Annotated in this window: 17 protein-coding genes; 13 read left to right on the plus strand and 4 right to left on the minus strand. The window is 57.6% G+C overall.

Annotation, left to right across the window (positions count from 1 at the left end):
- The first annotated feature begins 109 nt into the window (after positions 1 to 109).
- Complete coding sequence (locus HBUT_RS03420; protein ID WP_011821832.1) at positions 110 to 2,092, plus strand: phosphoadenosine phosphosulfate reductase domain-containing protein; 1,983 nt, start codon at positions 110 to 112, stop codon at positions 2,090 to 2,092.
- A 56-nt stretch (positions 2,093 to 2,148) separates the two neighbouring features.
- On the opposite strand, the gene HBUT_RS09190 is transcribed toward HBUT_RS03420, so the two are convergent.
- Entirely contained in the window at positions 2,149 to 2,322 is a 174-nt protein-coding gene (locus tag HBUT_RS09190; RefSeq protein ID WP_011821833.1) for an aCcr1 family cell cycle regulator, read from the minus strand.
- A gap of 159 nt (positions 2,323 to 2,481) precedes the next feature.
- On the opposite strand from HBUT_RS09190, the gene HBUT_RS03425 reads away from it, so the two are divergent.
- Positions 2,482 to 2,847: a ribbon-helix-helix domain-containing protein gene (locus HBUT_RS03425; protein WP_011821834.1), complete on the plus strand. Its 366-nt coding sequence runs from the start codon at positions 2,482 to 2,484 to the stop codon at positions 2,845 to 2,847.
- 372 nt (positions 2,848 to 3,219) lie between these two features.
- Here the strand turns inward: HBUT_RS03425 and rnz are convergent, their stop codons facing one another.
- The gene (rnz, locus tag HBUT_RS03430) at positions 3,220 to 4,128 is read right to left on the minus strand and encodes a ribonuclease Z (RefSeq protein WP_011821835.1); all 909 of its coding nucleotides are present in this window, start codon (positions 4,126 to 4,128) and stop codon (positions 3,220 to 3,222) included.
- Positions 4,129 to 4,137: 9 nt separating this feature from the next.
- Positions 4,138 to 5,073, minus strand: coding sequence for a ribose-phosphate diphosphokinase (gene prs, locus HBUT_RS03435; protein ID WP_228546760.1), 936 nt, complete (start codon positions 5,071 to 5,073; stop codon positions 4,138 to 4,140).
- 331 nt (positions 5,074 to 5,404) lie between these two features.
- Between prs and HBUT_RS09475 the strand changes: the two genes are divergently transcribed.
- From HBUT_RS09475 to HBUT_RS03455, 7 genes are all read left to right on the plus strand, one after another.
- Positions 5,405 to 5,569: a hypothetical protein gene (locus tag HBUT_RS09475; RefSeq protein WP_153801374.1), complete on the plus strand. Its 165-nt coding sequence runs from the start codon at positions 5,405 to 5,407 to the stop codon at positions 5,567 to 5,569.
- Positions 5,530 to 5,892: a phosphorylase family protein gene (locus HBUT_RS03440; RefSeq protein WP_011821837.1), complete on the plus strand. Its 363-nt coding sequence runs from the start codon at positions 5,530 to 5,532 to the stop codon at positions 5,890 to 5,892. Before HBUT_RS09475 ends, HBUT_RS03440 begins: the two co-directional genes overlap by 40 nt.
- A 26-nt stretch (positions 5,893 to 5,918) precedes the next feature.
- The gene (locus HBUT_RS09480) at positions 5,919 to 6,074 is read left to right on the plus strand and encodes a hypothetical protein (RefSeq protein WP_153801375.1); all 156 of its coding nucleotides are present in this window, start codon (positions 5,919 to 5,921) and stop codon (positions 6,072 to 6,074) included.
- A gap of 160 nt (positions 6,075 to 6,234) precedes the next feature.
- On the plus strand, positions 6,235 to 6,396 hold the full coding sequence (locus tag HBUT_RS09485) for a hypothetical protein (protein ID WP_153801376.1): 162 nt from the start codon (positions 6,235 to 6,237) through the stop codon (positions 6,394 to 6,396).
- Positions 6,397 to 6,484: 88 nt separating this feature from the next.
- Positions 6,485 to 6,763 carry a PIN domain-containing protein gene (locus HBUT_RS09195; protein WP_083756303.1) on the plus strand — a complete coding sequence of 93 codons (279 nt, stop codon included), beginning with the start codon at positions 6,485 to 6,487 and terminating at the stop codon, positions 6,761 to 6,763.
- 652 nt (positions 6,764 to 7,415) lie between these two features.
- Positions 7,416 to 7,685, plus strand: coding sequence for a hypothetical protein (locus HBUT_RS03450; RefSeq protein ID WP_011821838.1), 270 nt, complete (start codon positions 7,416 to 7,418; stop codon positions 7,683 to 7,685).
- Positions 7,669 to 8,076 carry a type II toxin-antitoxin system VapC family toxin gene (locus tag HBUT_RS03455; RefSeq protein ID WP_110138740.1) on the plus strand — a complete coding sequence of 136 codons (408 nt, stop codon included), beginning with the start codon at positions 7,669 to 7,671 and terminating at the stop codon, positions 8,074 to 8,076. Before HBUT_RS03450 ends, HBUT_RS03455 begins: the two co-directional genes overlap by 17 nt.
- Positions 8,077 to 8,286: 210 nt before the next feature.
- Here the strand turns inward: HBUT_RS03455 and HBUT_RS03460 are convergent, their stop codons facing one another.
- Positions 8,287 to 9,192 carry a hypothetical protein gene (locus tag HBUT_RS03460; RefSeq protein WP_011821840.1) on the minus strand — a complete coding sequence of 302 codons (906 nt, stop codon included), beginning with the start codon at positions 9,190 to 9,192 and terminating at the stop codon, positions 8,287 to 8,289.
- 615 nt (positions 9,193 to 9,807) lie between these two features.
- Between HBUT_RS03460 and HBUT_RS03465 the strand changes: the two genes are divergently transcribed.
- From HBUT_RS03465 to porB, 4 genes are read left to right on the plus strand one after another with little or no spacing between them, the layout of a single operon-like run.
- On the plus strand, positions 9,808 to 10,386 hold the full coding sequence (locus HBUT_RS03465; RefSeq protein WP_011821841.1) for a 2-oxoacid:acceptor oxidoreductase family protein: 579 nt from the start codon (positions 9,808 to 9,810) through the stop codon (positions 10,384 to 10,386).
- Between the two features lie 5 nt (positions 10,387 to 10,391).
- Positions 10,392 to 10,727 (plus strand): 4Fe-4S binding protein, encoded by a 336-nt coding sequence (locus HBUT_RS03470; protein ID WP_048061740.1) that lies wholly within the window; start codon positions 10,392 to 10,394, stop codon positions 10,725 to 10,727.
- Between the two features lie 7 nt (positions 10,728 to 10,734).
- Positions 10,735 to 11,991: a transketolase C-terminal domain-containing protein gene (locus tag HBUT_RS03475; protein WP_011821843.1), complete on the plus strand. Its 1,257-nt coding sequence runs from the start codon at positions 10,735 to 10,737 to the stop codon at positions 11,989 to 11,991.
- An 18-nt stretch (positions 11,992 to 12,009) separates the two neighbouring features.
- Positions 12,010 to 12,957: a pyruvate synthase subunit PorB gene (porB, locus tag HBUT_RS03480; RefSeq protein WP_011821844.1), complete on the plus strand. Its 948-nt coding sequence runs from the start codon at positions 12,010 to 12,012 to the stop codon at positions 12,955 to 12,957.
- The last annotated feature ends 221 nt before the right edge of the window (positions 12,958 to 13,178 follow it).

Consider the following 13,178-nt stretch of genomic DNA (forward strand, 5'->3'; position numbering starts at 1 on the left):
TCGCGGTGCTCTGCTTGGGGTGTAGCTGCGTCTATAGGGGTGTAGCCCGCCCCGTAACCCCAGTGAGGCGAAGGGGTGTCCTCCCGAGGGGGCGTGTGGTGGCGCGAGGGTGCCCGCTGGCGGCCGTGTGAAGGGTGCTGAGGCTACCAGGCTCTACCGGGAGATAATGCAGCCCATATACTGGTGCGATGACTGTAGAATGGTTGTGATAGGCTCCTGCTCCTGGTGTAGTAGGGATGGTTTGAGGAGGCTGAGGCTCTCCCAGCCCGGCGATATAAGGCCAGCCCACGAGCACGACGTGGCTGTCATCCGGGAGGCTTTGGAGTATAGTGTCGGGCGTAGGGCCGCCCAGAGGCTGCTACCCGGCGGCATGGTCTTCCTAAATAAGGTCCAGGCTATCGATGCGGCGGACGAGGTTGTAGCAGGGGGCCTGGTTATAGGTACAAGGATATACGACGTGTACCGGCGGCGGTGGCTCTTCAAGCCAGACCGCGAGGGAGCCGTGCTTGTTGTCGAGGAGAAGCTCGGCCACTATGCTGTCCTGCGCCGCAAGCCCCGGGAGGGCGAGATAGTCGAGAAGAACGAGCTCCTGGAGGCCGACCTGCCCGGAGAGCCAGGGCTCTACGTGGCTTTCTCGGCTCCTGGAGGGGTCTACGGTGTTGCTAAGACGCTGGAGCGTGGAGGGCTACGCGTGCTGAAGACCTGGGTTCAGAGGCGCCGTGTCGAGAAACCCGTGCCAGCCGGGGACCGGTCGAGGCTCCTCGAGGTGTTCTCTGAGAGGCTCGAGAGGCTTGAGAGGGAGGCCGTGGAGTTCCTCGAGAACAGGGTTAAGGGGCTGGGCGACGTAATGGTGGCTGTTAGCGGCGGCAAGGACAGCACCGTAGCGGCAGCACTCGCCGTGAAGGCGGGGCTCCGCAGGGCATACTTCTTCGACACGGGCATAGAGTTCCCCGAGACCATCGAGACCGCGCACCGGGTAGCCCAAACCCTGGGCCTGGACATGGCCGAGATAAGTGCTGGCAACACGTTCTGGAGGGCCCTCAGACTATTCGGGCCCCCCGCGCGGGACTACCGGTGGTGCTGCAAGGTCGTAAAGTTCGCCCCCCTCGCCAAGGCGCTGAAGCCCCTGGTCAAGACCAGGCTGGTAACGGTAACCGGGCAGAGGGGCTACGAGTCAACCCAGCGGGCAATGGCTGGCAAGCTATCACCCTCCGCCACGACGGGCCGGAGGGACCTCCTAGCCGCGCCCATACAGGAGTGGACGAGCCTAGACGTCTACGCCTACATATGGAGGGAGAAGCTGCCCCTAAACCCCCTATACGAGATGGGCTACGAGCGCGTCGGCTGCTACCTCTGCCCCACCAGCAGGCTTGCAGAGATAGACGTAGCCCGGAAACGGCACAGGGAGATGTGGCAGCGGTGGGAGGACTACCTGCACCGCTACGCTAGGAGCAGGGGGCTCCCCCGGATCTGGGTCGACTACGGGTTCTGGAGGTGGAGGTTCAGCTACCCATCCGAGATGATGCACCTAGCCTACAGGCTAGGCGTAAACCCCCACCGGATGCTGGAGAAGCTCATAGTAAGCCATGCCCCCCACAGCATAGAGTACAGCAGGGAGGGCGTCTGCCACACACTACACCTGCTAGACGTAAACCACGACCCCCGCGAGGTATTCGACCTCCTCAAAACCACCGGGCTCCGGGACCGTGCCAGGCTAGAACCCGACGGAACCATCGTGGTCGTGGACGAGGAGCAGGACATAGTGCTGAGGCTCCGGCCCAACGGAGTCCTAGAAGTCTGCGGCAAAGGGCTCCAACGGGCAAGCCCCCGGCGGCTAGCAGCCATGGCACGCAAGATCCTAGCCCCAGCATACATGTCCGGCGCCTGCTACGGCTGCGAGGTATGCGTAGCAGCATGCCCAACCGGCGCCATGAAAGCAGCCCACAAGGTAGACGTGGGCCGCTGTGCCTCCTGCCAGACATGCACCTTCGTCTGCCCCGCCGGCGGGAAACTAGCACACCACGCAGTCCTGTCTCTAGAGAATGCACTAGCAGCTGAGAGGCAAAGCAGCCGCAGGGGAGGAAGGCTGTAGGCACGGCAATACACGATAGGCTTGTGGGAGAAAAACCGCTCTGCCGGGCTAGCTCATCAGCTCATTAGCCTGACTATCTTTGGCTGCGGCTTAACCTTGTAGTCCTCGAGCTTCAGGTAGAGCTCGATAGCTTTCCTGATAACCTCGCTTCTCGTTACACCCTTGAGACGTGCAAACGTGTCTAGACGCTCGAGGAGTTCTTCGTCCACCTTGAATGTTACAACTCTCATCCCGGGACCGCCCCCAACCCCCAGGCTAGAGAGGGGCAGGCACCTCTTGTAGAAGATTACCGTGCAGGGTATTACTAGAGGACGCTTACAAGCGCCGGACTACATGCGTTTCGCTTAAATAGAGGCCTCTTGTAGAGAGTGTATATGGGGCAGAGAAGAGTGCCGACAATACACCTCTCGCTGCCAGAGAGCGTTTACAACGAGCTAAAGGAATATGCCGATGAGATGGGGATGCAGATTACCAGCCTAGTCAAGATGCTAATCCGCGAGGGCCTCGAGAAGCTTAGGCGTGAGCGCGCGGAGAGGATGAGGAAGCAGGAGGAGAAGATGACGCAGGTGATGCTTCAGATACTCAACGAGCTGGAGCAGCTGCGCCGCGAGCTCCAGGAGTTCCGCACATACACCGAGGGCGAGCTATACAGGCTGAACAGTGTAGTATCAAAGCTTAGGAAGAGGGTTGACAAGCTCGAGGACGAAGTAGAAGCAAGGCTCATCCACGTAGAGGAGCCCGAGCTGGTGCCCTGACGCTCACCCGCTTACGCTACGTACGCCCCCGGCCCCCTGCCGTTGAGGGTCCCCCTGGCGGGCCCCGCCCCGGGACCGCCCCCAACCCCCTCAAACCACTCGTTCTCCCTGCTGTACCCCCGGAGATACACGTACTACTCCGTTGTGAATAGCTCCGTGTGTGTAGTGTATCTGCATGCTGTGCTCTGTTCTAGCGGTGTTTCCCCAGGGTGTGGGGCCTAGCGGCATCCATGCATGTTTACCTCTAGGTAAAGTGTTATGGTTGTGTCATGGAGGCTGTGTACATGTGGAGTTGCATGGGTTTTACCTGTATGTTACACTATTTGTATTCCCGTTTGCAGTGGGGCCCGTGTTGTTATGGGCTGGTAGCATCTAGGGTCGGATTGGTATCTTGAGGTAGTCCTCTGCTGCAACCACGTTGTCGTGGTGTATTCTTGCCTCGGCTAGGAGGGGGTCGGGTGTTTCGTAGCGTGCACTTATATGGAATAGTACTAGGAGGCGTGCATCTGCAGTGCTGGCGGCTCTGGCTGCGTCTCTGGCTGTGCTGTGGCCCTGCTCGTAGGCTTCTCGGGCCATGCTACTGGTGAATGTGGCGTCGTGTATTAGCACTGTGGCGTTGCGGGCAGCCTCTACCACTGTTGGGCAGGGCCTGGTATCGCCCGTATAGACTATCACTGCGCGGGGCTGCTCCTCCACGACCTCCTCCGGCCTCACAATCCTTCCGGCGACGGTGACCGGCTCGCCCCGCTGAAGCTTCGCGAGCAGCGGGCCGGGCTCTATGCCGAGCCTCCTAGCCTTCTCGATGTTTATCCTTGGCTTCCTCCGGGGCTCAACGAGTCTATACCCCATAGCGGGGATTGTGTGGGAGACAGGGAACGACTCGACCTCCAAGCCGCTGGGCAGCACCAGCTTCTCGCCGGGCTCCAGCTCCGCCACGTAGAGCGGGAAGCCGGGGAGCCACCTGCTGGCCCTAAAGGCTTCGCGGAGAAAGCCGTAGAGCCCCCGTGGCCCTGCTACGAGGAGCGGCGTCTTCCTGCCGAGCATCCCCATGGACTGTAGTAGGCCGGGAAGCCCGAAGAAGTGGTCGCCGTGCAGGTGGGTGATGAAGATCGCCTCGACGCGGAGCGGGCTCAGCCCAGCCCGGGTAAGAGCGGCTTGTGTCCCCTCCCCCGCATCTAGCAGCACTATGCTGCCACGGTGTACCACGGCTATGCTTGGGAGCCCCCGGTACCGGGTTGGCACAGCCGCGCTCGTGCCGAGAAAGACTATGCCCAGCTCCAAGGCCCCGGTTCAGCCCTCAGACTCGTAGCCAGCCACAGCCTCAAGAACGCTTTTCACCGCGTCGGCTGCCAGCCTGCCGACACTGGCTACGTCAACGTCCTCTGGCGCCTTTACAGTATCCGCAACGAGTATATGCACTATACCGGCCTTCCTCATCTTCTCCAGCGCCTCACCCGCGAAGAGGCCGTGTGTAGCAGCAGCTATCACAACCTCGGCTCCCTGCTCGTAGAGCATCCTAGCAGCCTTAGCCATGGTGCCGCCGGTGCTGACGATATCGTCTATGAGGACTACAGCTGCGCCACTCACATCCACCAGCTTGGGCCTCAGCACTATCTCTCCCGTAACCCGGTCCCTCACCTTCTCCAGGTAGTCGAACGGCGCGCCAAGCCTCTCAGCTAGGCTCTTAGCCCTGCCCACCGCGCCCTGATCCGGCGCGATAACGTAGACCTTCTCCCGGCCCTCAAGCAGCGGACGCAGCTTCTCCGCAAATGCTGGCGCGGGATCAACGTTTACGGCTGGGCCAGGGAACCACTGGAGGCTAACAGTCTTGTGAATATCAACAGTAACAAAGGCCTCTGCCCCGCTAGCGGCGAGGGAGTAGAAGAGCGCCCTCACGCTAACAGGCTCTCCGCGGAGAAACCTGCGGTCCTGCCTCGCATACGGAGTATAAGCAGCCACGACAACAACATGCTCCGCACCGAGCCCACGAGCAGCCTCGACCGCCAGGACAGCCTCCCATAGACGCTGCGTGGGCTCCGGGTAGCCCGTAAACACTATGACCGCAGTGCTTCCCTCAACCTCGCCCGGAAGCCTAACGTAGACCTCGCCGTCAGGGAAAACCTTCACAAACCCCTCAACGAGCCTAGCCCCAAGCCCCTCAGCAAGGCCGGAAGCAAAGCTCTCCGGCACAGGCCCAACACGAACGACTACAGCTCCGCCAGCCACACCCAGCACCCTGGAAGACCAGCCCACGAATTCGAGGAATAAACCCTTAGACTGCCACGCAGGAGCGGAGCTAACTGCAGCTGCTCAGCTAACCGGCTCCCCCCAGGCAAAGAGCAGCTGCCTAAGAGGCTGACACAGCAATGCTAGGCATACTGTGAGAGTGCTCGCGTAAGGAGCGGAAAAGCTTACCCTACCACGCCTCATGGCTAGTTATGGCTAGCCAATCACGCTACGAGGGATCACCCTCTATGATAGCTTTGGGCACCAGCGAGCCGGTTATCAATCCGAAGTCGTTGGTTGAAAATACAAGCCTCCATGTGACCGTGCCCTGTTGACGTTCTGGTATAGACCCCTCGATCTCGCCAAGCCCCTCCTGGAGGATGCTGAGGAGGAGTCTATGCCGAGGAAGATACCTATGCTGAGAAGTATCCAGGGCAGGTATGGCGATGCCAGGATATGTGTCTACAAGCTATACTTTGGTGCGCCAGAGTCCTAGCCCTAGAACTACTCATAGCTGCCGGCGTAGAGAAACTTGTTGTCTTCGGCGGTGCTGGCGCCATACATCCTCCCCGAGTCAAGATCTACGACCTTGTCGTGTCCACCTGGGGTATTAGGGAGGAGGGAACAAGCTACCACTACCTGCCCCCCGGGGTGGTCCCCAAGCCTAGCGAGGACATGGTTAAGCTCCTCGTGGATGCTCTCAGCCCCGTAGCACAGAGACTCGGCATAGGGCTCCACATCGGCGGCGTGTGGACCACGGATGCAGTGTTCCGCGAAACACGGGACAAGGTCGAAAGTACAGCTCGAAAGGGGTCTTAGCCGTCGATACGGAGAGCACGGCACTAATGGCAGTAGCAATGTACCGTGACGCTAGCCTGGACATAGCCCTCGTAATAACCGATGAACTCTACGGAGAACAGTGGAGGTTCTGGAGCGACGACAATAGAATGGCCGAGGTAGAGAAAGAGTACTACACAAGCCCTAATAGATGCTCTCGCTAGAGCCTAGGCACAAGCCTCATCAAGAACACTTTTACATAGTTCTCACATCATCAATCCCTTGTTTGGCTTGTAGACGGAAAACCCTAGGATGCCAGGATGGATGTACGAAAAACAATATTATGCGAGTATGCCAGGATATATAGTGTATGCAGTGCATACAATGACTACAGAGTATACTACCATAAGGGTGAAGAGGGAGACAAAGAAACTCCTAGAAAAGACACTCGTGGCCATGGAATCGAAGCTAGGCAGAAGACTCGACTATGACACGCTACTACGCCTACTAGCCAGGAAGGCACTCAGGGGAAACCATGGCTGCTAGAATGGCTAGTCAACAACCCTATAGGACAACACGACACTAACATGGCCCAAGAACTGTTGAGGCGCGAGAGAAAGAGGGATGAAAGGCCTTGGGCGCCCTAGAGGGTAGAATAGTGCTTGATGCAAGCGTGCTGATAGAGCTACTCGCCGGGAGCCCGGCGGTGAAGCCGCTGGTTGAGGCGATAATTGCTGGTAGAGTTGAGGCGTACACGTCGAGGCTAAGCATAGTAGAAGCATTATACGTAACCTGCAGGCTCTGGGGAATGGAGAAGGCTAGGGAGCGGCTCCAAAATACTCCTCGACTCAGAAATGATAGAGGTTGTAGAAGAAGACGAGATATGGGAATACGTTGCCAACTGCAAATGTAGAATACCAATAAGCCTCGGCTACTGTCATACACTAGCAGCAGCAAAGAAGTACAGGATGAGACCCCTATTCCTCCGCCCCGAGAGAGAACTAGTAGAGAACCAAGACGCCATAGCAGAATGGCTAGGCATAGCTCCACTCTACTTATCAGAGGCGCAACCCAGGCACGGCTGAAAGCACAAAACAGCGCAGCTAGAATGGGGCAATAATCTAGATATTATCGATGTAGCAAGAGTAAACATTGACGGAAAAGAAGGGTACCTCCACAGAGTTCCAAGCTAGCTAGCGAGGGGTCCGGATCAGGTGGGCGTGATGACTTGGGAGGCCCCAGGAGTGCGGCCCGCGGCTCAGCCGCCCTCGCCCCACGGGGCGGCGATGCTGAACAGGCTAGGCTCTGACCCTCTTCTAATCTCCTAAGCCCTATGCTTGCCCATGGGTGTCATGTGGAGCAATAGTGTTCTCGGCGACCTTCACTTATGTAGTATAGAACATGACCCTAGGCTTGTTATCGTGTGTTATTGTATTATTCCTTCTGGCTGAGCGTGTAATGCATAGGTGTAGCTGCTACTCTGGGACTGATAGAGCCCCTATTTCCTGGTTACTGCGTTACACTGTTACTGGGTGACAGACCTGTCTGCCTCGGAAACCGTCCGGGTGAGCAGAATCACCCGGCAGCGGCTAGAGGAGCTCCGCGCCAGGCTAGTTCTGGAGACCGGTAAGAGATACACCATCCAGGAGATAGTCGACGCTGCAGTAGCGATAGCGGCTAGGATGCGGGATGAGCTGCTCCGCGAGCTGGGAGCCTGGGAGCCGCTCAGCCGGGATGAGGCCGAAAAGCTGCTAGACATGTACAGCATAGATCTCCCCGTTGAGGACGTGGAAGAGGATATCGATAAGGTGCTATACGGTGAGCTTACTGGTTGACACTGGTGTCATATTAGCTGCGCTAGCGAGAAGAGAGAAGAGGCACAGCTGGACCAAAAGGCTAATGGTCGATATACTCGCTGGCCGCTACGGCGTCCCCTTCGTCACAGACTATATCGTCGACGAGGTGCTCAGCTACGCCGCTGCCCGTCTCACCCCGGAGGATGCTAGGAAGCTTCTTGACCTCCTCGTCCACCGCCAGGTGTTCCGCATAATACCATTAACGCTTGACGTGTTCAACCGCGCCGTAAAGCTCTACGAGCAAGCCCTGCCCAGGCTCAGCTTCACCGACGCAACAGCGGTGGTGGCGGCAAAGCTATACGATGTAGACTACATCGCCACAATGGATGAGAGGCTAGCAGACATGCACCCCAGCCTCTACCCGCAATAAGGCATACACAAGCCCGCTATACACAGGCTCGCCACAACCAGGTATTGGTGCCGTCCACCCGGCGGCCAAGCATACAACACATATGGCCAAGAGCAGCATAGGGGCGTAATGTTGAAGTGCTTTAAGTATACTCTCGCATGTCCAGCTGCTGGCGATATGAAAGTATTTTGGTGCTTTTCATACTTGTGGTTCTCACTAGTTCTATTGTCACTAACTCATCTCGTATATGAGCCGAGTTAAGTGTTCGAGGCCTGGATGCCTACGGTATGCGGGCTCTTCCACTTTCTCATTCTCTGCCCGTACCGCTATGCAGTAGAGCGTAGCTGCGGCCTGCGATAGTATTGTGGACCAGCAGTCGCCCGTGGCGGGCACCGTGTAGACCTGGAAGCCCGCCTCCCGGAGTGTCTCCAGTGCTTCCCTCTGTCTGTCACGGCTGGCGATCGAGGACTCGTACACCGCTACTGTCTTGGCTGTGTAGATGGGGGCGTGTACGAGCTGTTCCAGCCGGTGCGAGGGTGCAGCTTCGCCCCAGACCTCGGCCCTCTTCAGCTCGGCGTAGTGTGCCGAGCTGTAGGCCTCGCAGGCTCCGGCGTAGGCGTCTGCGCGTGCCAGTTCGCAGGGAGCATCTAGGTTTGCCACCTGGGGCTGGGCGCCGAGGAGCCCGGCAAGAGCGGCGAGCATCGCTACATGCCTAGCTGCGCCGATGCCCGATGCAAGCCCCGTGTAGACAAGCTCCACGGCATCGTTGGCCAGGCTTGCCAGGGGCGTACCTGGCCCCGTTACAGCCACGACACGGCCTCCAAGCTCCCGGTACCGCTGTGCAACATCCAGCACGGCACGTGTCCTACCGCCAACACTGAGGGCTACCAGGATGCAGCCCTTACGGGCGAGCCTCCCCAGCCGCCCAGAGTACAGGGCGTCGAAGGGATCGAGAGCCTCGGCTGTGCCGCCGCTACACGCCTCCAGGGCTAGAGCGGCAGCGTAACTATCACCAGCACCTATAGCTGCGATGCACTCGGCACCCTCTAGGAGGGGTTTGGTATGCTCAAGCTGCTCCGAGACAATGGCATTGATTCTCTCTAGCTCCGAGAGGATATACTTAGCGAGGTTAGCCAAGGTTTGGGCACCCGAAAATTCCGTGTCCGAGAAGAGTAGGCAGCACAACATATTCCCCTGCGACGCCACTTATATGTGGTGGTCAGCCAGAGCTTTAACTCCTAGCTGCATGACGCGAAAACTACCAGCATTAAAAGCCGTGCTGCATAGAGGAGGTAACGATCTGTGGCCCATCCATACGAGATTACGGTGAAGGTTTCGATTCTTCTCGGAGGACTCCCCATTAGCATTGATAGCTAGTGTTGACGAGGCCAAAGAAGGTAGTTGCATGTGTTATAGCGCTTGATAACCCCCGATAGCTATGTCTGATGCGAACTTCTTTATCCGCTAGTACGGTTCGACCATGAAGCCAGCAAGTACCGTATTGGCTCCCTATATATTGATTATCTCGCGTCTAGAATGGTTATGCTCATGGCGCTGTGCTTGCTCCAACATTTGTTTATGAGTTTTTGTACTGGTTAGCTTTCCGAATTATAATGTGTAGAATAATATAATTTTTAAAATATGTCATTTTAAGGTTAGTCCTATAACATCTGAGATACTCGTTATTACCTCCTAGCCAGCCGTTCTATCAGCGGTGAGTCCGGCAGCGTCGTTCTGGGGTGCCGTGGTGCCTTGCCTCGTGTCGAGCTACGGTTCCATGGCAGGGGCGGTCAGGGTGCGGTGACAGCTGCAAAGATTGTTGCTGCTGCCGCGATCATGGAGGGCCGGTATGCGCTGGCCTTCCCGGAGTATGGTGCTGAGAGGCGTGGAGCCCCCGTCGTCGCCTACACGAGGATCGACGAGGAGCCTATTCTCGAGAGAGAGCCAATCCTCGAGCCCGACGTAGTCGTGGTGCTCGACCCATCCCTAGACCCCAAGGTGTACATGTCTGGGCTGAAGAGCGACGGTATCCTGGTGATCAACACGAAGAAGACGCTTGACCAGCTAAGTGAATACATTGGAAGGGCTGGGTTCCGGCCGCCACGCTGCATAGCGCTGGTGAACGCTACTGATATAGCGTTGAAGCATCTGCGCGCGCCGATTGTCAACACCGCGATGCTGGGCAGCCTGATAAAGGCGGCTCGTGTCGTATCGCTCGACTCTGTTATCGAGAAGGTTAGGGAGACGTTTGGCGAGAGACCCCACGTTATTGAACCCAATATCCGGGCCATAGAGGAGGCCTACAACTCGACCCAGGTGATATGTAGTTGAGCGGGATGGAGAGGTATCTCGGCCGGAAGTACCCGCAGGGCTATGAGGACATACCCTTAGCAGCTATTGTGCCCTGGCCAGGCAATACTGCGGAGCTGCCGAAGCACGAGTGGAGGACCTTCAGGCCGGTAATCAACCAGGATAAGTGTGTGAGGTGCAGGCTCTGCTGGACATACTGCCCAGACGGCGCTATAGTCGAACTCGACAAGGAGTATGTTACAAGCACGGGCCGGAAGTACAAGATAACATTCGAGGTGAACTACGACTACTGTAAGGGCTGTGGTATTTGTGCCAACGAGTGTCCCGTAAAGGCTATTGAGATGGTTCCGGAGGAGAGGTGAGGAGGCCGTGGCCTCGGCGGTTGAGACTAAGCCCGTGGAGAAGGAGCTCGGGAAGCCTCACGAACGCATAGCCGCCACGGGAGGCGAGGCTGCAGCCTACGCTGCCAGGGATGCAGACATAGACGTGGCTGCAATCTACCCGATCACGCCACAGACACCCATCGCGGAGAAGATAGCAGAGCTCGTGGCTAATGGCGAGCTGGACGCGGAGCTGATACACGTCGAGAGCGAGCACAGCGCCATGAGCGCAACAATAGCAGCTGCAGCCACCGGCGCAAGGGTGTTCACCGCCACCGCTAGCCAGGGCCTAGAGCTGATGCACGAAATGCTCTACATAGCTAGCAGCCTAAGACAGCCCGTGGTAATGGCCCTCGCTACCAGAGCGCTAAGCGCCCCGATAAACATCTGGAACGACTACGCCGACGCGATGAGCATGAGGGATACAGGCTGGATAATGATCTTCAGCGAGAACGTCCAGGAGGTCTACGACAACATGATACAAGCATACTACATAGCTGAACACCCCGACGTACTCCTACCCGTGGTGGTAACCCTCGACGGCTTCATACTAAGTCACACGATGGAGGCCCTCGAGCTGATACCCAGGGACGAGGTGCTAGCCTACGCCCCGAAGAGGCCTCGTAGCTACCGCCCAGTACTAGACCCAGACAAGCCCATATCAATCGGCGTGCTGGGAGGCCCCAACTGGTACTACGAGGCAAAGATACAGCACGTCCTAGCCCTAAGGGAGTCCCCGAGGATAATCGAGGAGGCTGCGAGGCTGTTCGAGAAGCGTTTCGGCAGAAGCTACGGCTTCATAGAGAAGTACATGATGGACGATGCCGAGGTAGCTATGGTAGCTATGGGTGCTACGGCGAGCCTGGTAAAGGCTGCCGTGAAGAGGCTAAGGAAGGAGGGCGTAAAGGCTGGCATGATAAAGATCCGTGTATACAGGCCGTTCCCGGCAGAGGAGATAGTAAAGGCGCTCGAGAACGTGAAGGCCGTCGGCGTGCTCAACAGAGCGATAGCGTACGGCGCTCCAGTCGAGGAGCCCCTATTCCAGGACGTGGTGACAGCGCTAGCCGTGAGGGGGATAATGAAGCCTATGGTGAGCTTCGTCCATGGTATGGGTGGCAGGGACATATTCGTGAGGGAGATAGTGGACATGTACAAGAAGCTCCTCGACGCCGCAAGGGAGGGCAAGAGTGTGACCCGCACACTCTTCTGGGGCGTAAAGAACCTCGAAGGCAAACCATACATCTAGCCCGAGGGGTGAACGGGTATGGCTGTTAGGTTCAAGACCCTCTGGGATATCCCGCGCGAGGAGAGGTTCGCCCCTGGCCACCTAATGTGCCAGGGCTGCGCAGCAGCACTAGTAATGAGGATGCTGACGAAGGTTATTGGCAAGGATGCGATAATAGTTAACGCAACCGGCTGCGTAGAGGTCACCACTACACCGTTCCCCTACACGGCATGGAAGCACCCATGGCTCCACCTGGCATTCGAGAATGCGGGCGCAGCTGCTAGCGGCGTAGAGGCAGCCCTGAAGGCGCTGCAGAGGAAGGGTGCGATAGACCCGAACCGCAGGATTAAGGTTGTAGCAATAGCTGGTGATGGTGGCACCTTCGATATAGGCCTCCAGAGCCTCAGCGGCATGCTGGAACGCGGCCACGACGTAATGTTCGTGGTCTATGACAACGAGGCCTACATGAACACTGGCATCCAGAGGAGCGGCGCAACACCCTACGGTGCATGGACGACAACAACACCGGTAGGCAAGAAGATGCGCGGCGAGTGGAGGCCAAAGAAGGACCTCATAGGCATAGCGCTCGCCCACAGGATACCATACATAGCAACCGCGAGCCCCGCCTACCCGCTAGACATGCTCGAGAAGTTCCGCAAAGCCTACGAAACCAGGGGGCCAAGCCTAGTACACGTACTGAGCCCATGCACGCCGGGCTGGAGAATACCCACAGACAAGACGATCGAGGTTGCAAGGCTAGCCGTGCAGACCGGTATGTGGGTACTCCTAGAGATAGAGAATGGCAAGCCAAAGGTAACAGTGAAGGTGCCAAAGAGGAAGCACGTACGCCACTACCTCAAGCTGCAGGGCAGGTTCCGCCACCTAACCGACGAAGAGATAGAGCAGATACAACGCATGGTAGACCACTACGTAGAAGAGATAAACAAGTGGGTAGGCGAACAAGCCATAGGCCCAGTAGTAGAGTAAACCCGAGCATTTTTCTTTCGCACACCCACTCTCTCCTCACAGTCAAGCTCTACGCGCTTTCAAGCCTATACCTTGCAGCTCCATGTACTGGGCGCCTTACACAGTATCAGCTCCCTGCACAATCCTGAAGTATTCTGGTCAAGTATATCCTGGCGGGCATACAGCGTAGTAGCCGTGGCATGACAAGCGATTATGTGGCATAGTCGGAGTAAAAAGCATAA

Source organism: Hyperthermus butylicus DSM 5456 (assembly GCF_000015145.1).
Lineage (GTDB): Archaea > Thermoproteota > Thermoprotei_A > Sulfolobales > Pyrodictiaceae > Hyperthermus > Hyperthermus butylicus.